Below are 23171 nucleotides of genomic sequence, written 5' to 3'. Positions count from 1 at the left end.
CTCTCACTGGCTCATCATGAACAATAACAATACAATTATAGAACATTTGTTCGATGATTTCAATATCACGCGATTAGGGGCGCAAAAAATTGAAGAATCCCCAAGCTTTATGTGCATATCCTGCTTATGCCGGTTTCCGCGGCTGCCTGCTGCCGGTATTCCGTCGGCGTAACATTCATGCGCTTACGGAATACTTGCGTGAAATGTTTTACGTCCTGATAGCCCACCTTTTCCGCGATGTCAGCCAGCTTCAGCTGAGTATGCTCCAGCAAGTGGACAGCTCTATCTATCCGCAATCCGATGACATATTCTTTAAAGCCGCTGCCCGTTTTCTGCTTAAACACCTGGCTGAAATAGGCCGGATTCAGGAATACAACAGACGCCACCTTTTCCAGCGTCAGTTCGGCATTGTAATTCGCCCGGATATATTGTACAGCCACTTCGATCGCCCGATTTCCTCCCGGCGCGTAATAATCGAATTCAAGCGTTCCCGGATCGCGTCCCATTTGGCGGATAACCTTCGGAATGCTGTTAAAATCCCGGATCTCTTCCGAAAGCTGGATTTGAAACGGCATCTTTACATATTTTTTGAGATGCATCCGCAGCTCATCGCTTAATTTTTTCATCCCGTCTTCGGATGTGACCGTAATCAGGCCAAGCAAACTTTTCCCGTTCAGACTGGTCACGAAACCTTCCCCAAACCGCTCGATCAATTCGGTCAGCACATTCTCCACAATGAAATGCTCAAGATGAACCGCATCCTCGCTTTCAATCTTGACAAGGATTAATTGAAAACTGGGGTGCCGTTCCACGAAGGGGGCAATGTCCATGTTGCCGATATCCAGCCCCATCGCCCATCTTTGAAACACCCCCTCCCGCAAATATTTCAAATTACGGCGCAGCATTTGGGCTTCCTGTTCGAGTTCGGCTTCCCGCTCCACCTCTTCGCCCAGCTCCGTAATCATGCTCACCAGCATGTCCTTGCCGATCGGCTTCAGCAAATAATCCCGGGCCCCGAGTTTCATCGCTTCCTTGGCATAAGCAAATTCCGAATAAGCGGAGATGATGACCCACTTGATATGATGATAACGGTTTTGCGACAGCTGCATGAACTCAAGCCCCGTCATTCCCGGCATCAATATGTCTGTCAGCACGACGTTGATATTTCCGTTTCTCAGGATATTTGCCGCTTCATCCGGACACGCCGCCAGATGAACGGTATGTCCGGGGAAAGCTTTCCGAATCGTCCGCTTGACGCCTTCCCGGATCACTTTCTCGTCATCCACGATCAATATGTTCATGTTCATTCTCCCCCTTCGGCGGAATCGGAATGATAATCTCAACGGTCGTACCTTGCTTGCTGGCTCTATCGATAAACAGGCCGTAAGCTTCGCCAAACATCATAACCAACCGGTCATGGACATTTCGCAGCCCGATGCCGCGTCTTGTCCCGGACTCCATGGAGATCATCGTTTCCGAAAACGGTTTATGGGATAGTGACACGCGTACTCTCTCCAAGGTTGATGCATCCATACCGACTCCATTGTCTTCAATCCTGATATGCAGCTTGTTCCCATGAGCTTCCGTGCCTACTTTCAAAACCCCAAGGCCGCCCAGCGGCTCAAGTCCGTATTTAACGGCGTTTTCGATGATCGGCTGAAGCGTCATTTTCGGGAGCGTCACATTGAGCCACTTATCATCGATGGCCATTTCCGTTTGCAACCTTCCGTCCAGCCTTGTCTCGATGATGGTCAGGTAATGCCGAATCTGCTCCAGTTCGCGCCCAAGCGTTGTCCGTGAAGCTTCCTCCCAATTACTGCTGTATCTGAACATTTGCGACAGGGACAACACCACCCGGCTTAGCTGTTCGTTCTCCTGCTCATCCAGCATCCAGTAGATCATATCCAGCGTATTATACAAAAAATGAGGATTAACCTGGGACTGCAGCGCTTGCAGCTGCGCATTTTTTTCGCTGACCGTGGAAATCTTGATCGTTTCGATCAGTTCATCCATCCGCTGCACCATCCGGTTAAATGACGACACCAGACTGTTAATCTCATCGAAAGAATTGACGTTAACGCGGCCGCTGAAGTTGCCCATCTCAACCTTTTTCATCTCGCGAATCAGCAGTTTCAACGGCGAAGCAATATTGCGTGAGACGATCGAAGCCAGCAGCGTAGACAATACGATCAACAGCACCACCACAATGATCAAAAATTTCGTCGTTTGATAGACCTCAGCCTGGATATCCCTTTTGGGCGTTAACCCATAAATGGTCCATCCGGCCATCGAAGTGCCTGCAGCCACAATTAACTGGTTTGAGGTGTTGTCGACCACGATTTTCTCGTCCCGGGAGGGCTTTGGCAGCTTATCCAGTTCCGGGCGTTTGGTATATTTTTGCTCGGATGAAGCGATAATTTTCCGATTTTCATCCAAAATATACACTTTGGTTCCCGGACTGATACTTACATTAGATAGCGCTTCCATAATCGGGGATGGATTGGTTTCGATCACCAAAATTCCAATCTCTTTGTGCGAGGTTAGGTCGTACAGCTTCCTCCCAAACACAAACACATTATTTCGCTGCTGCATCGTATTGATAGGCGAACCTGGATAGAGTCCCAACCACACCATGTTCCCGGAGGATTCCCCCAGCTTTTTATACCATTCGGTCTGGGCATAGTTGTTGTCGATCACGCCGGCAAATTGCCTTTCATAGCTGTATACCTTGCCATCTTCCGCTAAAATATGAATGCCTACCACTTCGTTCCGCGAATAGTAGGCCGCTCCAATTATATTTGTGATCATCCGCTCATTCATGATCGCAACCGCAGGGTTGGATGCCGTTTCCTGCAGCAGGCGGGTCAACTCATAGTTGCTGTTCAGCGATTTGGACAAACTGTTGTAGCCTTGAAGCATCAAATTAAATAGACCGGCGGTTTGCGAAATATTTTTTTCGGCGATATCACTTACTTTCGTATGGATGATGGTGAGTGTCCGGTTATAATACAAAATGCTCATCACGATTAAAATACCTGTCATACATCCCATAAACAAAAGGAACAAGCGGTTGCGTATGGATCGGAAGCTTCTCACAAAAGATGCGGTCTCCTTTCAACCATCGACATTTCAAGTCCATTTTAGCATACTCGCCGCTTGCCCTGAGCATTATTTTGCCAAGGATTCAGCCTTTTACCGCCCCGGCCACCATGCCCTGCGTAATTTTATCCGCGAGCAGGAAGTAGATGATAATGACCGGCAGCGCGCCCAGCACGAGAAAAGCCCCGATCGCGCCGTAGTTGACGGAATATTGGCTGACAAAACTGTTGACGCCAAACGGCAGCGTTTTAAGTTTTTCCGTTGAAATAAAGGTTGCGGCCAAAATGTACTCATTCCATATATTAATGAAAGTCAAAATACAAACCGTCATCACGGGCGGTACGGATACAGGCAAAATGATGCTGCGGAAAATCCGCCAAATGCTCGCGCCGTCGATCACCGCCGACTCTTCGATCTCATGCGGTATGGATTTCATAAACCCGCTTAAGATAAATACCGCGATCGGCATGGAAAAAGCGACATACGGCAGAATAAGCGACAGATGCGTATTCAGCACATGAATGTTTTTGAAAATGATCATGAGCGGCAGCAGCGTCGCCTGCATCGGAATCATCATCCCGACAAGGAACAGCAGCATCACGACTTGTCCGTAACGCCAGCGGAAGCGGCTGATGGCATATGCGCATAATGAACTCAGTAAAATGACCGACACCATGGTAACGGATGTGACAAACAGGCTGTTCAGCAGATACCGCACGTAGTTTCCTTCCAGCGCGGCGCTATAGTTGCTCCACTGCGGCGAATGCGGCAAAGCGAAAAAACTGCCTGATAAAATTTCTTCGTTCGTTTTCAGTGAATATAGGACCAGCCAAAGCAGCGGATATACCTGAGTCACCACAAGGATGGATAAAAACAGGATGACGATTGTTTTCGCAATGGAAAACCGTCCGCGCCGGGCCATCGCTGTCCGCTTGTTCAAACTAACTGCCGAGCTAGTATTCATGGCGATTTCCTCCTTTACGAGAAGCGTTTCTCCAGTTTATTGAATATGAAGTTGATCAGGAACGTTGCCGCCAGGCACAAAATGACCAAAAACGCGGCAATCGAGCTTCCGTAACCGTATTTCATGGACAAAAAGGACATGTTGTACATATGCGTCGAGATCACATCGGTTGCATGCGCCGGGCCGCCGCCCGTCATGACCATCACCATATCGAATGCCTGCAGCGAACCGATAAAAGCAAGAACAATCGAGATTTTGAAGATTGGAATAATGTTCGGAAACGTAATATACCGGTCGGCCGTAAAACCTTCCGCCCCGTCTATTTTTGCTGCCTCGTAAATTTCTTCCGGAACATTTAATATCCCCGTGTATTGGATCAGCGTATGGTAACCGAGGTACTGCCATAACGCCACAAAATAAAGCGAATACATCGCAACCGCCGGATCCGTCAGCCATGAATGCGTCCAGGATTCGAGCCCGATTGCAGTCAGCACCTGATTCAGCATGCCTCCCATCGATGCGGGGTTATAGATCGTTTTCCACAACTGCCCAACCACGACAACCGACAAAATGACAGGCAAAAAATACGTGGAAACCAGGATGTTGGGTCTACGAACATACCGCCGCAGCAAAATCGCCACCAGAAGCGCGAGCGGAATTTCCGCCATGGAAAAGACGGCAAACATCAATGTTCTCCGTACGGATGGCCAAAATACCGGATCATGAAAAAACAGATTTTTAAAATTTTCAAAACCGATAAACTTTGCCTCCCCGATCCCGTTCCAATCCAGCAAACCGCTGTACATGGACACGATAATCGGCACAAAAACGATACCAACATAGATGATCAAACAAGGCAGTACAAACGCGGCGATCGTCAGGCGGGACACCTTCAGCACGTTCATGACTAACCCCTCCTTCTTTAGGATGGTCTATATGGAGTTGAAGGGAACTGCATGCCGCCTTCACGCACGCGTTCCCTTCTTCACGGTCATGCTTATTTGTTATTGGCTTCAAATGCAGCCTGATGCTCTTTGGCAACTTCGGCCGCATCCTTTTTCTGAGCAAACAGATTCTGGATGCTTGTCAAGTGAACTTGTGCCGTACCCGGATTCATCGTGTTGTCGAACGCCAGATCGCCGCCCTTCACTTCTTTGAAAAGATTGAGCACTTCCATGGCCATATCGGAGTATCCGGCAGCTTTAAAGTCGCCGTCGACTTTTTGACCGATGCCTACCGCGCCTTTGGCTTCAAAGGCTTCTTTCGGGAAGCTCCGCATAAACCAATTCAGGAATGCTTTGGTTTCTTCCAGATGTTCGCTGTCAGCCGAGATGGCGAATGCGCTTCCAGGTGCCAACATGAACTCGTCCGGATTGCCTTTGCCACCGATCGTCGGGAATTTGAAGACGCCAACCTTGCCGTTTACCGACGAAGTTTCAATTCCGCCCGTTGCCCATGTACCCATGAAATACATCGCCACTTTGCCTGTTTTGAACAGGTTTTCCCCGGCATTGTAATCGAAGGAAGTTGCTCCTTCCTGGAAAGCTCCAGCCTGAACCAGGTTTTGGAACGCGTTTACCGCATCGATGAACGCTGGATCTTCAAACGTTTTCTTTTTATCTATAACGTCTTTCAGGAATCCAGGGCCGTTATTCGTGCGGAGCAGCATGTTCATGAACAGGAATGAACCGGTCCAGCTGTCTTTTTCGCCGATCGCCATCGGCTGGATGCCTTTGGATTTCAATGTTTTTACCACATCAAGCATTTCTTCAAAAGTCGTTGGCACTTTCACGCCGGCTTGATCGAAAAGCTCTTTGTTGTAGTACACAACCGCAATGTTGTTGCCGTCCGGCAGGGCATAGGTGTTGCCATCAAAGCTGTACCAGTCGAGAAGCCCATCCTGGAAAGTATCTTTCAGGCCGTTTTGATCCAGCATATCATTCAGCGGCGCAAGCAGCTTTGCTTCAACAAAAGGCTGCATTTGCGCGGCCGGGTTGACGACCGTGATATCGGGAATTTCCTTGGATGCAGCCTGCGTTTTGAGCTTCAGCTTCTGTTGGTCTGTGTTCAGCGAGTCGAGTTCGATTTTAATATTCGGGTGATCCGTTTCATATTGCTTGACCAGCTTGTTCATCAGCTTGTTTTTCGGATCGGTTGGATCCGGGTAAATATTTTGGAACGTAATCGTAATGTTTTTTTCTTTTGCCGAATCCGTGTTGCCGGATGTTCCCGATGCATTGGAAGAACTTCCTTCATCGGTTTTGCTTCCGCCGCCGCATGCTGTCAAACTGAGGGCCAGCGTACCTGCCATGACCAGGCTTAACCATTTAGACATCTTCGCCATTTTTTCGTCCCCTTTTTGTTTGGTATGAAACCATTATGCAGGGAAATGCCAATAATCGGGAGGTGTGAATTTCAGGTTTTAGGTTTGATTTCTATAGATCCCAGCCAATGTAAATTAGAAACCCGGAGCGAAGCACCGCATTGGGATCATATCCCCGCAATAAAATCACTTTCATCTTGGGGAATGAACACTCCTGAATATCGAAAATGTGCTTTTGCGTTTTTGAGATAAAACCCATAACATTTTCATCGTTGGTGGCGACCGTGAGGTCATGCGGGCTTCTAACGGACACCACGGCCGCTAAGTGGCTACAAACAGCCGTTTTTAAATTCTAACGGACACCACAGCGCTTAATTGCCCCGAAACACCGCCAAAATGGGCTTTTTCCACAAAATAACTGCATCTGTGTCCGTTAGAAATCATAGTAGTCGAAATTAGCCTTCATAGCGGCCACTGTGTCCGTTAAAATTTTGCAGTCGTCCCACGCAGTTCACTTTTGTGCTCCTTACGAAACTGATAGTCCGAAACCGCTCTTCCCCTCTGACCATCATCAACAAATTTTGTACGATTGATCTATACCGCCAGGATTGCTCTATCTTTTCTTTGGTATCTATTTGTAAACATGCCGATATTGCCTTATTTTTTTGTACGGAAGTTTACATAATTATAATGGCGTCTCCTTAGTTGCCGGAGAACCATTCCTTGCAATTTTCAAGCTTGAAGAAGTCCATAAAAGATATACGTCTACCGATGTACTTTTAATAGAAGACAGACCGCGTTTAGCGGCTATTTTTCTTGCGATCACAGAATACTACAAGCTCTGCCGGAACCTAAAATCTAAAAAAAGACTCATCCCAAAGGAATGAGCCTCATTAATGTTTTGGCAAGTCCACTATATTTTACGAAAGAAATATACAAAATGTTCGAAAATTATTGTTTTCCTAAAACAATCCGTTGAACAAATCGGACCACCCAGACTGCAACTTCTTCCCGCTTGATCGGCTGAACCGCCCGGAATTGGACGGTGCCGTCAGGTTGGATGTTCGCGTCAGGACCAGTTAGACCTGCAGCAATCAGCAGTTTGACGCTATCGACGCTTGCGGAATTTGCCACGTCTGCCAATTTGATTTTATCCGGTTGAAATTTCGACATCGCCTCGAAAGCTGCACTTTGAAATAAGGGGATCAATATGGAAGCTGCTTCTTCCCGGGTCAGCTCCCGATTAGGTTCGAACTTGCGGTCCGTCATCCCCTCCATCCATCCTGCGGCCGCAGCCGTTTCCACTTCCCGCTCCGCCCAGGTGCCTTTAACGTCTTCAAAACGCGAAGGGACACTCGAAAGATTGCTTCCCATCATGCGGACAATAATTGCCGCCAGATCCGCCCGCGTCAGCGGTTTCGCCGGATCATAACGTCCATCGGTTCCCTTAATAAATCCCATGGCATGCATCTGTGCAATGAAAGGCGCATATTCACTATCCAAGCGAACATCGGCAAAGGTCCCCCGAGGTTTGACCGCATAGCTAACCGGGTTTCCATATTTAAGATACGAGATCGTCCCGTCCTTTTCTTCTTTGAAGGCCAGCATTCCTCCCTTCTCATCTTCAAATAATAAAGGATCTATTTGTTTCAATTTATGAACGCCCTCAATGTCGTCCTCTACCGTCAGTTCCCCGTTCCCCGTCGCAGAAACTTTGGTTATCAGCATCCTGGCTCTCAGATCGCTGTAAATTCCTTCAAACCGTTTCAGCTGCTGCTGTGGAGTGTGCAGATAAGTTTTTGGTCCGGCACTACCGTTGCTGGCGGGGAAATAAGCATCCATAAATACCTGATTCCAGTCCCTTGCTACGTAAGGGGAGGATAGCAACTTATTGAAAGCCATAAACACCCCGATTTTCTTTTCGGGGATCAGCAATATGAAAGAACTGTATCCAGGGACATCCCCGCCTTTGCCGGTGATCTCCAAACCATTGATTTTGCCTGTTCCCAGCATGTTTTCATATCCATAACCCGAATCCGGGGAGTCGGGATGAATGCTGGAATGATAACGCTGCATCTGCTTGACGGTCGCGTCTTTCCACAATCGATTGCCGCCGTATGTACCGCCATTCAACTGAGCGATCATAAAATGAGCCGCATCCTCCGCGGTTGTCAACATACCGCCGTCCGGAGCTTCGGTAGGCGAGAACCCATACGGAGTGATGGGGTTGTTGCTATCGTCATAGCCTGTTGCCAGATGAGATAACATTTGATTCGAAATGACCATCTCAGATGCCTTCATCCCCAGCGGTTTGAGCATATTTTGTTCCATATACTGTTGGTAGGGCATGCCGCTAACATTTTCAATAATATACCCCAGCAAATTAAAGGCGTAATTATCGTACATATACGATGTGCCGGGTTCACGTACGATCGCAGGTTTCTTCTGTTCGATGTATTTTTTTAAAGGAATAAATGTCTCTAGATCCTCAGGCATATCATCTAACGTTTCCGTCGTCACCTGAAACCCGGATGTATGAGTCAGTAAATGATGTACAGTTACCGGCGTCTTAAACGGATTGGTAAACCGGATTCCGCCCATATATTTTTGCACATCCGCATGCAAGTCTATTTTCCCTTCATCAACCAATCGCATGATCGCTGCTGCTGTAAAAGTTTTAGTTACTGAGCCGATACGAAAAAGCGTATGGTCAGGATCTGCCGGCAATTTTTTCTCGCGGTCAGCAAATCCGTATCCCTTTTTAAGCACCATTCGTCCATCCTGTACAACTGCAACGACGGCCCCCGGCGCTCCTTCTTCCGTGCCGATCCGCTCCTGCATAAATTGATCGATTAGTTTCTCTAGTCCGCTCGAATCCAACATCCCGGAAGTTGCGGATGTGTTCGCTGCCATTGCGGCTGCCTTGCTTCCACCCGTTAAATCTAAAGCTAACAGCAAGGCCATACCGGATGCTGCCCATGTTCTCATTTTTATTTTCTTCACTTTGGTCTCCTCCTTTTGTCTAACGTTCATTCGTCCGAGTGCTCCGCTTAAGACTAAAAGTCGATAATCTTAAAAAAGTACAGATAATCCCTCTATAACTCAACATTTGTCAAAACCAAATATCCGTGAGCAGCCGAAACAGCTTTTCAAGCATCCGTGAGTCTGTTCACCTCCTTCCATGAGTTAAATATAGTTAATATTTAACCTATCTTAACTATAACCCGAAAAAGAATCCGGAGATCCTCCGGACAACTTTTTACCTAAATCCATTGCAAATTCCTCGGAAGGCGTTAATCAATGTGAACATGACCATTTTCCGCCAATTCCTGTTCGATAATCCGTTTGAATTTCAGCATAAACGCCTTAAATGCTTCCAAATCTTCAAAAGGAAGCTTGGCATAAAAACGTTCAATAATGGACAATTCAATTTTTTTGTTCATTTCAATGAACTTGAGCCCCGCCGTATCCAATTCTACTAAAATTTCCCTTCGATTATTCGGATTAATGGATCGCTTGACAAGCTGGCGTTTCTCCATCTTATTCAGCATTTGACTGACTGCGCTTGGGGTAATATTCAGCTGTTTGGCTAGTTCGCCGGTAAGCATGCTGCCGCTGCTATCGAGATGGTTCAGAATAATAATCTGGCTGCTTGTTACGGATTCATCCAAAACATTCGCATATTCCTGAGTCAGCATCTCGTGGCAAGCATACTCAATCTCGTTTATTTCTCGGACATATGCAATAAACTCTTCATTCATTTGATCACCATTAATATTTTATTATACTTAATTATAATACTAAATTATATTCGCGGATACGTCAACTCCAAAATTGTGGAGGAACCTGAAAAAATGCGATAGGAATAAGAGCCTCCCTTATGTAAATCTCCTACTAGGTAAGAAACATGAGGTCAAAAATCTGATCCCCTGCCAGTACAAACAGCAGGGGATCAGATTTACTATTCACTTAAAAAAAGAAAGATTTAGTTATGATAACCAGCAAGATGAACAGAACTAAGATAGCCGCCATATTTGTTCCCATACCACCATAACCATAACCTACTCCTCCAACAGCTTCACTCATGCTTACACCCTCCTTGTTTTGAAGATACTATATATTATGGTGTAATCAGGATGTTGTAAGGGCAATATGGAAAAAAAATCAAAGTTATTGCGGTTCTTTGCTGTTTCCACATATTTATATTACATGTTTGCTTCTACTTTAGTTGAATGTCTAATAGAAGTTTACTGACATAACCCCCCCTCTCAACCAAGAACGTTCGCTCATATTTTATGCAATCACATGTTCTTTATGCAATGTGAAAATATACAAAAATACCCTGCCAGCTCGTAGCCGCAGGGTTAATAATTATACCCGGAAGGTTTGAAGAATCATTTCTATTGATACTTTAATACAAGAAGGACTTAGTAATAATAACCAAGAGTATGAACAGAACTAGGATAGCTGCCATATTTGTGCCTAAACCACCATAACCATAACCTACTCCACCTACTGCTTCACTCATGCTTACACCCTCCTTGATTTAAAATACATTTTATTTTATGAAGTATTCAGGGCAGAGTAAGGGCAGCTCGGTAAATAAATGTAGAGGTTACATCAGGAGAATGTGTTCTTTTTTATGCGGGTGAAAACACCGGTAATATTAAACACAAATTTAATCGTTCCTGTCAATTCTCCTTGTACCATGGATTGATGTGAATTAAAACTTCTTCGACATCTGGATGCTGATCCATAATCGATTGTTTAATGTTTCTTGAAATGTCATGCCCTTCTTGAACGCTTAACTCGGCCGGAACACTTACCCTCACATCAACAATAATGTAATGTCCGTGATCCCTGCCTCGAATTCGGTCAATCCGCTTAACACCAGATACATGATTGACGATGTTGATCAATGCCTTGATTTTTTCGGAATCTACACTCTTTTCCATTAACACGCCTACCGAAGATTTTCCCATATGAATGGCTAACCTCAAAACAAAATAGGCAACGATTATACCTGCAATGGGGTCACCATAGGATAATAATGCGATTTGGTAATGATCTCCGATCATGCCTAATCCAATTCCGATAACCGCTGCAATGGATGCATACACATCGGCAAGGTGATCATATGCAGTAGCAATCAGCCCATTGCTGTTTAGTTTCTTCCCGATTGCCATGGTGTAGACGTAAAGGATTTGTTTTAAAATGAATGAAAATAGAGCCGCAACAAAGGCAATGACAGTTGCCTTATGAGGTGGTTCAAAGAGCACCATTACGGAATGATATCCCATATAAATTGCAGCCATGCCCAAAATAATCGCTACAATCCCCGCTCCTATAACTTCTGCTTTACCATGTCCATAAGGATGATCCTCATCGGGAGGAAGCTTGGAAACACGCATAGAACTAAGGGCAGCTCCTGTGGCGACCACATCTCCTGCGTTATGTACGCCGTCTGCAATTAATACAGGACTTTGGAATATTAATCCAACAGCCAACTTAACAGTCGTTAAGATGATGTTGCTGATTAAACTAATCCAAATAGCAAAAGAAGACTGCTTGTTTTCACTGACCATTTCTTCATTCCTTTACACTAAATTTCACATGTATCTTATCCTAAGAGGGATAGAGCGAAGGAAAAACATTAGACATTCACAAAAAAATCGTTAAAATTAGCAGGCTTTTATATTACCTCACAAACATCGTGTGGGTCTAGAGAAACAGTTTTACCTCCCCTCTAGAAATTAAGCGAGGTATAAAAAAGTTGAGCGTATCAAACATAAACATGATCACATTGTTGAAGGAATGACAGGACCCGCGATTCCTTTAACAAGTGGAGAACATTATCATTACTTAGAAGGCTGTGCAACAGTAAATGAAGAATTCCACACTCACATAGATATAGTGGAAACACTGAGCATGAAGAAGGTTATTGAAAGCTTTTTCACGCTAATCACCTATGAATATAAAAATATGTTTTTTAACTATTCCATTTATCCATGCGAATATTATCAAATACTAATAATATGTACTAATCTTATTTGAAAGGGGATATTGATATGAGCGAAGTAGCTGGAACAGGTCATAGATATGGCGGTAATAATATTCTTACGACTCTCGTACTCTTCATTTTGCTTGTAATAATCACCAAAACTTGGTGGGGATATTAAAAATATTAACAAAAGAATCGACCCTGCAACGAAGGCTGCAGGGTCTTCAATTTTTTTAGTTTACCATTCAGAAACCCGGAAATTAGTAGAAAAAGAATTTGGTAATAATAACCAGAAGAATGAACAGAACTAAGATAGCTGCCATATTTGTGCCTAAACCACCATAACCTACTCCGCTCATGATTACACCCTTCTTTATTTAAAATTCTATCTATTTTATGTAGTAATCCGGATTAGGTAAGGGCAAAAAGGTATACACTGGATCCCAAATTTTAAGAAAGTGCATTCGACGTTAAATATATAAATAAATCCCGCCAGCATAGGCCAGCAGGGTTTAAAGAACAATATTCAGTCCATTTGCACGATCAAATTTTACTTACCAGCAAAAAGCTTTAAGAATGATAACCAGCAAAATGAAGAGAACCAGAATCGCTCCCATATTTGTGCCTAAACCACCATAACCATAACCTACTCCACCTACAGCTCCACTCATCCCTTACCCCTCCTTAAATTCATTTAAATTACACTATATCTTATGGATTAAACAAGATTTGGTAAGGGCATATTGGTAAAAAACGGAACACTTAATGAAAAAAATCCCTCACACCATACGGCGCAAGGGATTTGAAGGATTAGTACAGAGTCATGTATTGATCGCGTTCCCATTGATGAACTTGCGTTCTGTACATGTCCCACTCGATTTCTTTCAGCTCATAGAAGTGGGCCAGTGCATGCTCGCCAAGGGCGTCGCTGATGACTTCGCTGCGGATCATTTCGTTCAGCGCTTCTTTCAGATCAGCCGGCAGGCTTGGGATGCCTTCTTCGATCCGCTCTTCGTCGGACATCACATAGATGTTGCGGTCGATTGGAGCCGGAAGCGGCATTTCCTTTTGGATGCCGTCCAGACCGGCGCGGAGCATCACGGCAAGGGCCAGATACGGATTCGCCGCAGGGTCCGGGTTACGCACTTCGACACGGGTGCTAAGGCCGCGGGATGCCGGGATACGGATCATCGGGCTGCGGTTGCTGCCGGACCATGCCACATAACATGGAGCTTCGTAACCTGGAACCAGACGTTTGTAAGAGTTGACCGTCGGGTTGGTGATCGCGGTGAACGCACGCGCATGTTTCAAGATGCCTGCCATGTAATGGCGGGCTTCTTTGCTCAAGCCCAGCTCGTCGCTTTCATCATAAAAGGCATTTTTATTGCCGTTGAACAAGGATTGATGGCAGTGCATACCCGAGCCGCTGAGACCAAACAGAGGTTTTGGCATAAAGGTGGCATGCAAGCCATGCTGGCGGGCAATCGTTTTGACAACCAGCTTGAAGGTTTGAATTTCGTCAGCCGCTTTAACGGCATCTTCATATTTGAAGTCGATTTCGTGTTGGCCCGGCGCTACTTCATGGTGGGAAGCTTCAATTTCGAAGCCCATTTCCTCAAGCGTCAGCACGATCTCGCGGCGGCAGTTTTCACCCAGGTCCGTCGGGGCAAGGTCGAAATATCCGCCCTGGTCGTTCAGTTCCGTCGTCGGATTGCCTTTTTCATCTGTCTTGAACAGGAAAAATTCCGGTTCCGGACCGACGTTCATCGCCGTATATCCCATAGCTTCCGCTTCTTTGAGGTTGCGCTTCAAAATACCGCGCGGATCTCCAGGGAACGGTGTGCCATCCGGCATATACACATCACAGATTAAACGCGCTACACGATCTTCGGCTACCCAAGGAAAAATCACCCAGGTATCCAAATCCGGATACAGATACATATCGGATTCTTCGATACGGACATAACCTTCGATGGAAGAACCATCGAACATCATTTTGTTGTCAAGCGCTTTTTTCAACTGGCTGACCGGAATCTCGACGTTCTTGATCGTGCCGAGCAAATCGGTAAACTGCAGACGGATAAAACGTACATTCTCTTCCTTGGCAATCCGAAGAATATCTTCTTTTGTATAGCTCATCAGGCTTCTCTCCTTTTTCCAAATCTCTAATTATTTTTATTAAAAAACCGGGACAATTCGCCTTGAATCAAAGATACCTGACCCGGTCTCTGGCCTGAAACGAGCTGCTGCTTCAACAGGCGATGCAGTTGTGATTCCGACATTTCTTTACGTTTCACTTCCGTATCCGCAGTAATGACCGTCGCTTCCTCGGATTCTTTGGATACCGGGTTCATAACTTGTTTAATTCCGGCAATGTTAACGCCCTTTTCAATCAAAGACTTGATTTCAAGCAATCTTTCCACATCATTAAAGGAGAACAAGCGCTGATTGCCCGAGGTGCGTGCAGGAACAATCAGGTTATGCTGTTCATAATACCGGATTTGTCTGGCTGACAAATCGGTCAGCTTCATCACAATTCCAATTGGGAACAATGCCATGTTTCTGCGGATCTCATCACCCATGACTTATCTCAACCTTCCAGTGAACTTTTCTCACTCATATTGTACATTTTCTGATCATGCGCGTCAATAACATGTCAGAAAATCTCACAACAAATCTAGATCCTTCATTTTTTGCAAAGCTAACATGACTCCAAATTTAACATGGGAATAGGTCAACCCACCCTGCATATACCCGATAAAAGGCTCCCGGATTGGCGCGTCGGCCGACAGCTCCAGACTTCCGCCTTGAATGAAAGTCCCTGCAGCCATAATAACCGGATGCTCGTATCCCGGCATATCCCATGGTTCGGGAACAACGTGGCTGTCTACGGCCGCCGCGCGCTGAATGCCCTGCACGAAAGCAATCAGATGCTCCGCACTTGTAAACGAAATCGCTTGGATCAAATCCGTACGCTGCTCGTTCCATGCCGGCTTGGTGATAAATCCTGCCTGTTCGAACATCGCAGCCGCAAAGATGCTGCCCTTTAACGCTTGTCCCACGATGGTTGGCGCCATGAATAAACCTTGATAAATCCCCCGGGTTGCACCAAGCATTGCGCCTACTTCGCCGCCAATCCCCGGAGCCGTCAAACGGTTCGCGCACAGTTCCACATACTCCCGTTTCCCGCAAATATAGCCACCGGTTTCGGCAAGACCGCCCCCCGGATTTTTAATCAAAGAACCGGCGATCAGATCGGCGCCCATTTCCGTCGGCTCCATCTCCTCGGTAAATTCCCCGTAACAGTTATCAACAAAAACGATGACATCCGGTTTGATTTCCTTGACCTTTTTGATCATTTCGCCGATCTCGGCCACCGTAAAGGAAGCTCGCCAATCATATCCCCGCGAACGCTGGATTCCGATCACCTTTGTGGACTCATGAATTCCAGCCCGAACCGCTTCCCAATCGATTCCCCCGTCAGCCGTCAAAGCCGCCTCGCGGTACGTAATTCCGAAATCCCGCAGCGAACCGATGCCGTCCCCTTCTTTGCCAATGACTTTATGCAGCGTGTCATAAGGTCGGCCCGTGATATAAAACAACTCGTCTCCGGGTCTCAGCACCCCAAACAAAGCCGTGGAAATCGTATGCGTACCCGACGCAAAATGCGGCCGCACCAGAGCCGCTTCGGCTCCGAATACGTCCGCATATACCAAATCCAGGACTTCTCTGCCCCGGTCATTATAGGCATATCCTGTTGAACCCGCAAAATGAAAATCACTGACCTGATGGCGTTGAAAAGCTTCAATCACCTTCCATTGGTTCCGGTCGATCATGCGATCCAGCTTGCGAAATTGCCCTTCAATCCGCTTTTCGGCGGTTTCCATCCATTGTTCCAGCTCTTGCGTAAATTGTGCCATGTCTACTGATTTCTCCTCCAAATATTCCATTTCACTCTCTTATGAGAAAAGAATCAAGCAAATATCCCCATTTCTCATAATCGGGTTTATGAACCTTTACCTTATAAAGCATATCATGTTCTTCCGGCTTCTGCTCAAGTACATCTCCTATACGGTAAAGCAAAGCCATGGTGCCGCCATCCTCCGGCGGGATCCGAAAAGTGAAAATGCCTCCGGACAAACGATCTTGAACGGCCTCTTTTACCGCAAGCAGATCTTTATCATCCAGGGCGCTGACTTTCAAATATCCTGTGCCGGACGGCAGCATTTCCAGCTGTTCTTTCGTACAAATATCCTTTTTGTTAAAAAGAATCAGCTGCGGTTTGTCCGCAGCTCCCAGTTCTTCCAGAATGGAGTCTACAACCGACATCTGGTGTTCGCGCATCGGAGATGAAGCGTCGACGACATGCAAAATGAGGTCCGCCTCGTTTGCTTCCTCTAACGTCGCCCGAAATGCCGCAACCAGATCATGAGGCAGATTCTGTATAAACCCGACCGTATCGGTTAAGATGACCTCGCTGCCGCCGGGAAGCTCAAGCATGCGTGAGGTCGGGTCCAGCGTTGCAAACAGCTGGTTTTCAATATAAACCTCTGCGCTGGTAAGCTGCTTCAGCAGCGTAGATTTGCCTGCATTGGTGTAACCAACGAGCGCGACCTGGATCGCGCCGCTTTTTTGCCGTCTCCCTCTGTACAGCTTGCGGTGCTTGGTCACAGCTTCAAGCTGCTTTTTCAGATCGCCGATCCGCCCGCGGATATGGCGTCTGTCGGTTTCCAGCTTGCTTTCGCCCGGACCGCGCGTGCCGATCCCTCCGCCGAGCCGCGACAAATTTTTGCCATGTCCCGATAAACGCGGCAGTAAATACGATAATTGGGCTAGTTCCACTTGGATAATGCCTTCGCGGGTTTTCGCCCGCTGCGCGAATATATCCAGAATAAGCTGCGTCCGGTCGATAATTTTCACATCCAGATATTGCTCCAAATTACGCACTTGTGCCCCTGACAAGTCATGATCAAAGATAGCGGTGTTTGCACCAAGCGAATCTATCATCCCCCGCAGTTCCTCGACCTTCCCTTTGCCTATCAGCCAGCGCGCATCCGGTACATCACGGTTTTGCGTGACGACGCCGAGGACTTCTACGCCTGCCGTTTCGGCAAGACTAACCAGTTCCTGCAGCGAATGTTCCGGAAGAATTCCCGATTTTTTTACTTCCTCTGTAACAAGACTTATGAGTATAGCTCTGTCCCGTATTTGGGTATTCGTGTCATATGTGGTATGTGCCAATGAATAAATGCCCCTTTTGCGTGCTTTTCAAACCGTTCCCTTGAGATCAAGCTTGAAGTCTTCCGTTCTCAGCGTCATCAGCTCTAGCTTTCCAGGATTGGCATTAGCATATGTGTTAAGCAAACGTACAGCCTGATTCCTAATTGTTTTTTCAATGGTGTTCCGGACATATCTGGCATTGCTGAAAGCATGCTCGGATTCAGTTTTTTCCTGAATCAGATGCTGTCTTAATTTCATTATCGCCTGCGGCATCAAAATGTAATCTCTTTCTTTGGCCATCAACTCTGAAATCTGAATCAGCTGGTCGACCGAATAATCAGGAAATTCCACCTGAATCGGGAACCGTGAAGGCAAACCGGGATTCGTCTGCAGAAAAAAGTCGATTTCATCCGAATACCCTGCCAATATCAGCACAAATTGATTTTTAAAATCTTCCATGGACTTTACAAGACAATCAATCGCTTCTTTTCCGAAATCCTTCTCCCCGCCGCGGGCCAGGCTGTACGCCTCATCGATAAAAAGAATGCCCCCGAGCGCTTTTTTCACCAGATCCCTTGTTTTCTGGGCGGTATGCCCGATGTATTCGCCAACCAGATCCGCCCGCTCGACCTCGATCAGATGTCCTTTGGTGAGAACCCCCATCCTTTGAAACAGCTTGGCGATAATTCTCGCAACCGTTGTTTTGCCGGTCCCCGGATTCCCTTTGAAAACCATATGATATACCTGCCCTCCGTTGGCTAAACCCGCTTCCTGGCGCATTTGCGTGATTTGCAAAAGGGCGTAAATTTCAAACACAATATCCTTGATGTTTTCGAGGCCGACAAGCTTATCCAGCTCTTTCTGAATTTCTTGGTACAAGCTGTGCTGTACAACATTTTTTTGCGCCGGCGTTGACTCCTTTTCAGGCACGGCGCTGCTGAGTACAGGAGGCTCCTGGCTGCGTAAAATCACATTGATTTGTCTGGATGGCCTGCCTTCCGGCCGGCCGTTCGCGGCCGCAACACGCCCGTTCATGCATCCATCACCTCATATCGCGCAAGATGTATTCTCTATTCAATATATTCTACTTCGGTGATGGTTATTAGCAGTTTCAAGCCTTTTTCCAGCCAAGCCAGAGGAGCAGTTCGTCAGCCTTCCATTTCGTATAGGCCAAAATCTCCCGCGGCTTATGGTACTTCATTTGCAATGTGCGGGATTCTGTTAACCCAAGCTGTGGATGATCATAATTTAAATAGTCCGCTATATCTTTAGAGCGCATGCCATGATATTGATGCGTGATGATGACTGCGCTCACATATCCACGTTCTTTCATGATTTGCTGGCTGTACAGCAGATTTTCATAGGTGCTTCGCGCCTTGTTTTCCAAAATAATCGATTTTGCGGGCACGCCTTGATCAATCAGGTAATTCCTCATGCCTTCCGCTTCCGTATATTTATAATCAGTTCGATCCAAACCACCGCTCACAATGATCATTTTAAACCGTTTTTCCCGATAAAGCCGCAGCGTTTCATCCAATCTTTCTTTGAGTCCCGGACTAGGAGCATCCCCCCACATGGAAGCCCCCAAAACAATCGCAACATCGCTGGTTCCATCCAGACGGGAACTGTTTGTATTCTCTATTTTCCACCATACATACCCTGCCCAGATCAGCCCGATGACGGCCAATACGATTGCGAAAATAAACACAAGCCTCAGGGGAGAGCGTCTTTTCCGCGTCAACATTACCGGTCCCTGCGCATACCTGTTCATGTTTTCCTCCTGAAATCCCCGTTCTCAAACAGCCGCTTGCGATGATCCAGAGACATCAGGAAATAAGGAAACGCATGTGTCTCGATATCATGAAGCACTTCCCTTGCCGTCGCCGTCGCAAGCATGTAATCTTCTTTCGTAATGACTCCACGCGCCAGGGCATCCTCCAGCTCATCTTCATCCAGCAGAAAAACCTCGCCGTTTCTCAGGACAACGATATCCAAATACAAATCATCAAACCATGGAACCCCTTGCTCGGTCACACCCTGCGTTTTGCAGGTGTCTATATACCACTGGATGATCTCTTGACGTTCATCAAACATCGCCGTAACGATGTAATGGCTGTTTTTAGGGAAATACTGCAGCCAGGAGTATCCTTTATCCGCAATCCGGTACGTATGGGTTCCGTAATGCTTCCACAGCGGCTCTTTTAAGTTATAAATGGTGTAGAGCGTTATGTAGCCGGTGAATTTCTCACTTTCAACATAACGGCAGGCAAAACGCCGGCGGGAAATCCGGCGCCAGTTGGCACGATCTCCAAATTTACGTTTCATGGAAATTTCCCTCTCCAATATGTTAGCTTCAGCTTATCATATTTCAGAAATACACTCAAAATTTCTAATATTAAATATGACCCAAAGTCTTGGGCAGATGTAAAAGACCAAATCGGGTTTGAAGCCTGAAATATTCTTCTTAATATTCAATAGTATGCCGCGGCCATGTCACTGACAAGTAATTTCTTCAATGTCTTGTAATCTATAGTTTCGCCGTAAGCAGTTATCCCAACTGCCCGGTGATCCACTCATTCCCGCAGCTGGATTTCCTCATGTTTGAAAATGCCGGACATTTTCGAGAAAAACAAAAGGAGCCTCCAAAAAGGAGGCTCCTTGCATACTTCAAAGCCAATCAAGGGCTGGGGACATCTTGTTCAAACGTACCGGAACCGGTGCTTTCCGTCCTCATGGTTCCGTCACCCGTGCCTCCGGAATCCGTGGAGCTGCCGCTGCCGTTATCCGGCGGAGCCGTTACCCCGCTATCGGAGCCGCCGGTACCGGAGCCATCCCAGGAGCTGTTTCCACCGCCTTGGGTTTGGCCCTGACCACCGCCATTTCCATTCCCGTTTCCGTTATGATGGCCATTATTTCCATTGCTGCCGTTGTTTCCATTCCCGTTTCCATTGTTCCAGGAATTTCCCTGATCAGTGCCGCTGCCCTGATTGCCGTTCCCCTGGCCGCTATCGATTCCGCCCGGGTTCTGATCCTGACCAGTTCCGTCGCCGGTCTGGCCGTCATCCACATTTTGATCCGGAGGCGGGAGTTGATCCTCAGACTGATTATCAATCGGGACAGTGTATTTGTTCGAAGGATCGGATTCTTCGCCCGTATCAGACGACACAGCTGTAACATAATATTCATACGTGTGTCCTGCTGCTGCGGCGATATCATCTGCGCTTGTCGCCGATATCTGATCTTTAATCATTTGGAAGCTCGATTCGGAAGCTTCCTTTCGATACAAACGATAATAGGCGTTAGTATTGCCCGTTCCGTCCCAAGACAGGGATACGGTTTGCGTATTAGGATCATAACTTGCGATCAATCCGCTGACATGCAGAGGCGTTTTCTCGACCGGAGGCGGCTCCGGCGCCTTCACCTTCTCAGGTTCTTTAAATTTCTTGGCCGGGAAATTCGGAACCACCTGCTCCATGACTTTCCCCCAGAACGCCGCGGACAAACCGCTGCTGTTGCGCAGCAGGTGGTTTTTATCGGGATTATCGTAACCCATCCAAACCGCTGCCGTCAGTTCCGGCGTATAACCTACGAACCAAACGTCGCGGTTGGATTTGTTGCCGGAGATGCCGCTTTGCGTGGTTCCTGTCTTCCCCGCAACCGGTCTGCTGATTCTGGCTTTCCGTCCCGTACCGCTCTGGACGACATTTTGCATCATTTCGGTCATCTGATAGGCAGTATTTTCGCTCATGACCTGTTTAGGATCATCTTTGTGGGTATAGATGGCTTTGCCCTCGCTGTTAACGATCGACTTAATCGAAAAAGCTTGATTCAACTTGCCGCCATTAGCAAAAGCACCGTAAGCTTGCGCCATCTCCAGCGTGTTGGTCCCTTTGCTTGTACCGCCAAGCGCCATGGACAAGTTCTTGTCGGCATCGGTCAACTGGATCCCGAGCTTCTTAGCAAAGTCGAAGCCCGTTTTGACGCCAATCTGATTCAGAGTCCATACAGCCGGAATGTTTTCGGACTTTGTAATGGCATCAGCCATACCGATCGAATCCGAATAACCATGCAAATTGTTTGGGCAGTATTTGCCGAAACATTGCTTTTTATTGCTGAGGCTTGAATACATATCGAATTTCCCTGTCTCAAGCGCCGGACCATACACTGCGATCGGCTTAAAGGCCGAACCCGGTTGGCGGCGGCTGTTCGTAACGCGGCTGTACCCTTTGCGTTCGTAATCGCGACCGCCGAGCAGCGCCACCAATGCGCCGTTCTCCTGGTTCATGATGACCATGGAGCCCTGCACAATCTGATCGTCTTTGCTTTTCTCGAAATTGGATGCATCCGCAAATTCCTTCTCAAGCACTTTTTGCGCGTTGGCATCCATCGTCGTATAAATTTTGTAGCCGCCGATGTTCAGATCGTCTTCGCTTAAGTTCGTCACATCTTCCGCTTCGTTCATGACGTAATCCATAAAGTTCTGATAGTTTTGTTTCTTCTTCGGAGGTTCGTAATTGTATACAACCTTCTTCGCGTGTTCCGCCTCTTCGGCGGTCACGTAACCCTGCTCGGCCATCAAATTCAAAACGACCGCGCGGCGCTGCATGGAAAGATCGGGATTGCGCACCGGATTATATTTCGACGGCCCTTTCGGCATTGCCGCAAGCGTGGCCATCTGCCACAATTCCAGTTTGTTCAAATCGCTTTGCCCGAAATAATATTTCGAAGCTTCCTTGATGCCGTAAATCTGTCCACCGAAGTTAATCCGGTTCAAATACATCGTAATAATTTCATCTTTCGTCAGGTTGCGGTCCAGTGCAAGCGCAATGGAAACCTCCGTCGCCTTACGGAAGAAAGTTTTGTCGCGGGTTAGGAAAATATTTCTCGCGAGCTGTTGGGTAATCGTACTGCCGCCTTCCACTTTCGAGCGGGCAATAAGGTCCTTCACAGCCGCACGGCCGATCGACCACAAATCAACACCGCTATGTTCATAAAACCGTTTATCTTCCGTCGCTACAAATGCCTCTTTCAGAAGCTTCGGAATTTCCTCGCTTTTAACCGGATCGCTTTTCTGCAATGACAATTCGCCCATCAGATCACCGTTTCGGTCATACACTTTGGAGGTTTCATGAACCGTGATTTTATCCTTATTGGCTTGGTACAGCCGTTCACCGTTGACAGAAATATACAAATACCCTGCCAGGGCGCAAAATACAGCTAATGCGCATGTGAAAAACAATGTCCAGAACACACGTTTTTTTGACAGCTTTCTTTTCTTTTTTTTCGGCGTCTTGGACGGCTTCTCTGTATTTCTGTTGCCCGTCCGCGACAGTTTATTGTTATCCATGATGCCTCCTGACTCCCTTTGAGAGTTTGTTCAAAAAGTCCGCTTTTGACAAGCATCGAATACCTTTTTGAACTCTCACTATTAGAATGATTTCGGTTTCGGAATGAAAAGAACAACCTTGTCAAGGTTGCTCCGCTCCTGTTCCTATGCCTACAGACATACGCAAAGCAAGCATATGGTCCGGGCTGCCCTGCATCGTCTATATACTTAAACGAAA

General features: G+C 46.8%; 21 protein-coding genes. 1 reads left to right on the top strand and 20 read right to left on the bottom strand.

Annotated elements, in window-relative coordinates:
- Positions 1 to 107: 107 nt before the first annotated feature.
- From L6442_RS13630 to L6442_RS13585, 10 genes are all read right to left on the bottom strand, one after another.
- Positions 108 to 1301, bottom strand: a complete 1194-nt coding sequence (locus L6442_RS13630) for a response regulator (RefSeq protein ID WP_212977372.1) — start codon at positions 1299 to 1301, stop codon at positions 108 to 110.
- A complete protein-coding gene (locus tag L6442_RS13625; protein WP_306436668.1) occupies positions 1279 to 3096 on the bottom strand; it encodes a sensor histidine kinase in 1818 nt (605 codons plus the stop codon). The genes L6442_RS13630 and L6442_RS13625 overlap by 23 nt, the downstream gene beginning before the upstream one ends.
- Positions 3097 to 3184: 88 nt before the next feature.
- On the bottom strand, positions 3185 to 4021 hold the full coding sequence (locus L6442_RS13620; RefSeq protein WP_237100385.1) for a carbohydrate ABC transporter permease: 837 nt from the start codon (positions 4019 to 4021) through the stop codon (positions 3185 to 3187).
- 56 nt (positions 4022 to 4077) lie between these two features.
- On the bottom strand, positions 4078 to 4968 hold the full coding sequence (locus L6442_RS13615) for a carbohydrate ABC transporter permease (RefSeq protein WP_212977370.1): 891 nt from the start codon (positions 4966 to 4968) through the stop codon (positions 4078 to 4080).
- A gap of 92 nt (positions 4969 to 5060) precedes the next feature.
- Entirely contained in the window at positions 5061 to 6407 is a 1347-nt protein-coding gene (locus L6442_RS13610) for an extracellular solute-binding protein (protein WP_212977369.1), read from the bottom strand.
- Positions 6408 to 7337: 930 nt separating this feature from the next.
- Positions 7338 to 9389, bottom strand: a complete 2052-nt coding sequence (locus L6442_RS13605) for a serine hydrolase domain-containing protein (protein ID WP_212977368.1) — start codon at positions 9387 to 9389, stop codon at positions 7338 to 7340.
- A gap of 290 nt (positions 9390 to 9679) precedes the next feature.
- Positions 9680 to 10147 carry a MarR family winged helix-turn-helix transcriptional regulator gene (locus L6442_RS13600; protein ID WP_212977367.1) on the bottom strand — a complete coding sequence of 156 codons (468 nt, stop codon included), beginning with the start codon at positions 10145 to 10147 and terminating at the stop codon, positions 9680 to 9682.
- Positions 10148 to 10355: 208 nt separating this feature from the next.
- A complete protein-coding gene (locus tag L6442_RS13595; protein ID WP_212977366.1) occupies positions 10356 to 10472 on the bottom strand; it encodes a YjcZ family sporulation protein in 117 nt (38 codons plus the stop codon).
- Positions 10473 to 10797: 325 nt separating this feature from the next.
- Entirely contained in the window at positions 10798 to 10914 is a 117-nt protein-coding gene (locus tag L6442_RS13590) for a YjcZ family sporulation protein (protein ID WP_212977365.1), read from the bottom strand.
- A gap of 163 nt (positions 10915 to 11077) precedes the next feature.
- Entirely contained in the window at positions 11078 to 11971 is an 894-nt protein-coding gene (locus L6442_RS13585) for a cation diffusion facilitator family transporter (protein ID WP_212977364.1), read from the bottom strand.
- Between the two features lie 229 nt (positions 11972 to 12200).
- On the opposite strand from L6442_RS13585, the gene L6442_RS32950 reads away from it, so the two are divergent.
- Positions 12201 to 12440 (top strand): hypothetical protein, encoded by a 240-nt coding sequence (locus L6442_RS32950; protein WP_306436667.1) that lies wholly within the window; start codon positions 12201 to 12203, stop codon positions 12438 to 12440.
- Positions 12441 to 12647: 207 nt separating this feature from the next.
- Here L6442_RS32950 and L6442_RS13575 read toward each other — a convergent pair whose 3' ends face one another.
- The 10 genes from L6442_RS13575 to L6442_RS13530 all read right to left on the bottom strand — a co-directional run bounded on the left by L6442_RS13575 (position 12648) and on the right by L6442_RS13530 (position 22954).
- A complete protein-coding gene (locus tag L6442_RS13575) occupies positions 12648 to 12746 on the bottom strand; it encodes a YjcZ family sporulation protein (protein WP_237100305.1) in 99 nt (32 codons plus the stop codon).
- Positions 12747 to 12941: 195 nt separating this feature from the next.
- On the bottom strand, positions 12942 to 13058 hold the full coding sequence (locus tag L6442_RS13570; protein ID WP_212977363.1) for a YjcZ family sporulation protein: 117 nt from the start codon (positions 13056 to 13058) through the stop codon (positions 12942 to 12944).
- Between the two features lie 139 nt (positions 13059 to 13197).
- Positions 13198 to 14526: a type I glutamate--ammonia ligase gene (gene glnA / locus L6442_RS13565; protein WP_212977362.1), complete on the bottom strand. Its 1329-nt coding sequence runs from the start codon at positions 14524 to 14526 to the stop codon at positions 13198 to 13200.
- A 26-nt stretch (positions 14527 to 14552) separates the two neighbouring features.
- Positions 14553 to 14969 (bottom strand): MerR family transcriptional regulator, encoded by a 417-nt coding sequence (locus L6442_RS13560; RefSeq protein WP_194233028.1) that lies wholly within the window; start codon positions 14967 to 14969, stop codon positions 14553 to 14555.
- An 84-nt stretch (positions 14970 to 15053) separates the two neighbouring features.
- On the bottom strand, positions 15054 to 16307 hold the full coding sequence (locus L6442_RS13555; protein WP_212977361.1) for a methionine gamma-lyase family protein: 1254 nt from the start codon (positions 16305 to 16307) through the stop codon (positions 15054 to 15056).
- 31 nt (positions 16308 to 16338) lie between these two features.
- Positions 16339 to 17628 carry a GTPase HflX gene (gene hflX / locus L6442_RS13550; protein WP_212977360.1) on the bottom strand — a complete coding sequence of 430 codons (1290 nt, stop codon included), beginning with the start codon at positions 17626 to 17628 and terminating at the stop codon, positions 16339 to 16341.
- 27 nt (positions 17629 to 17655) lie between these two features.
- The gene (locus L6442_RS13545; protein WP_212977359.1) at positions 17656 to 18642 is read right to left on the bottom strand and encodes an AAA family ATPase; all 987 of its coding nucleotides are present in this window, start codon (positions 18640 to 18642) and stop codon (positions 17656 to 17658) included.
- A gap of 76 nt (positions 18643 to 18718) precedes the next feature.
- Entirely contained in the window at positions 18719 to 19378 is a 660-nt protein-coding gene (locus tag L6442_RS13540; RefSeq protein ID WP_212977358.1) for a YdcF family protein, read from the bottom strand.
- Positions 19375 to 19932 (bottom strand): ribonuclease FAU-1 family protein, encoded by a 558-nt coding sequence (locus tag L6442_RS13535; RefSeq protein WP_194233033.1) that lies wholly within the window; start codon positions 19930 to 19932, stop codon positions 19375 to 19377. Before L6442_RS13535 ends, L6442_RS13540 begins: the two co-directional genes overlap by 4 nt.
- A gap of 352 nt (positions 19933 to 20284) precedes the next feature.
- Positions 20285 to 22954 (bottom strand): PBP1A family penicillin-binding protein, encoded by a 2670-nt coding sequence (locus L6442_RS13530; RefSeq protein ID WP_212977357.1) that lies wholly within the window; start codon positions 22952 to 22954, stop codon positions 20285 to 20287.
- Positions 22955 to 23171: the final 217 nt, after the last annotated feature.

Source organism: Paenibacillus azoreducens, from assembly GCF_021654775.1.
Lineage (GTDB): Bacteria > Bacillota > Bacilli > Paenibacillales > Paenibacillaceae > Paenibacillus_AQ > Paenibacillus_AQ azoreducens.
The sequence above is the reverse complement of the archived record's forward strand: the minus strand, read 5'-3'. Positions and strand labels throughout refer to the sequence as shown.

What these genes read in the sequence shown, in the direction of transcription:
- L6442_RS13630 (WP_212977372.1), bottom strand. Translation starts at nt 1,301, where the DNA reads ATGAACATATTGATCGTGGATGACGAGAAAGTGATCCGGGAAGGCGTC.
- L6442_RS13540 (WP_212977358.1), bottom strand. Translation starts at nt 19,378, where the DNA reads ATGAACAGGTATGCGCAGGGACCGGTAATGTTGACGCGGAAAAGACGC.
- L6442_RS13590 (WP_212977365.1), bottom strand. Translation starts at nt 10,914, where the DNA reads ATGAGTGAAGCAGTAGGTGGAGTAGGTTATGGTTATGGTGGTTTAGGC.
- L6442_RS13575 (WP_237100305.1), bottom strand. Translation starts at nt 12,746, where the DNA reads ATGAGCGGAGTAGGTTATGGTGGTTTAGGCACAAATATGGCAGCTATC.
- L6442_RS13615 (WP_212977370.1), bottom strand. Translation starts at nt 4,968, where the DNA reads ATGAACGTGCTGAAGGTGTCCCGCCTGACGATCGCCGCGTTTGTACTG.
- L6442_RS13585 (WP_212977364.1), bottom strand. Translation starts at nt 11,971, where the DNA reads ATGGTCAGTGAAAACAAGCAGTCTTCTTTTGCTATTTGGATTAGTTTA.
- glnA (WP_212977362.1), bottom strand. Translation starts at nt 14,526, where the DNA reads ATGAGCTATACAAAAGAAGATATTCTTCGGATTGCCAAGGAAGAGAAT.
- L6442_RS13560 (WP_194233028.1), bottom strand. Translation starts at nt 14,969, where the DNA reads ATGGGTGATGAGATCCGCAGAAACATGGCATTGTTCCCAATTGGAATT.
- L6442_RS13610 (WP_212977369.1), bottom strand. Translation starts at nt 6,407, where the DNA reads ATGGCGAAGATGTCTAAATGGTTAAGCCTGGTCATGGCAGGTACGCTG.
- L6442_RS13545 (WP_212977359.1), bottom strand. Translation starts at nt 18,642, where the DNA reads ATGAACGGGCGTGTTGCGGCCGCGAACGGCCGGCCGGAAGGCAGGCCA.
- L6442_RS13535 (WP_194233033.1), bottom strand. Translation starts at nt 19,932, where the DNA reads ATGAAACGTAAATTTGGAGATCGTGCCAACTGGCGCCGGATTTCCCGC.
- L6442_RS13570 (WP_212977363.1), bottom strand. Translation starts at nt 13,058, where the DNA reads ATGAGTGGAGCTGTAGGTGGAGTAGGTTATGGTTATGGTGGTTTAGGC.
- L6442_RS13555 (WP_212977361.1), bottom strand. Translation starts at nt 16,307, where the DNA reads ATGGCACAATTTACGCAAGAGCTGGAACAATGGATGGAAACCGCCGAA.
- L6442_RS13530 (WP_212977357.1), bottom strand. Translation starts at nt 22,954, where the DNA reads ATGGATAACAATAAACTGTCGCGGACGGGCAACAGAAATACAGAGAAG.
- L6442_RS32950 (WP_306436667.1), top strand. Translation starts at nt 12,201, where the DNA reads ATGACAGGACCCGCGATTCCTTTAACAAGTGGAGAACATTATCATTAC.
- L6442_RS13600 (WP_212977367.1), bottom strand. Translation starts at nt 10,147, where the DNA reads ATGAATGAAGAGTTTATTGCATATGTCCGAGAAATAAACGAGATTGAG.
- L6442_RS13620 (WP_237100385.1), bottom strand. Translation starts at nt 4,021, where the DNA reads ATGGCCCGGCGCGGACGGTTTTCCATTGCGAAAACAATCGTCATCCTG.
- L6442_RS13595 (WP_212977366.1), bottom strand. Translation starts at nt 10,472, where the DNA reads ATGAGTGAAGCTGTTGGAGGAGTAGGTTATGGTTATGGTGGTATGGGA.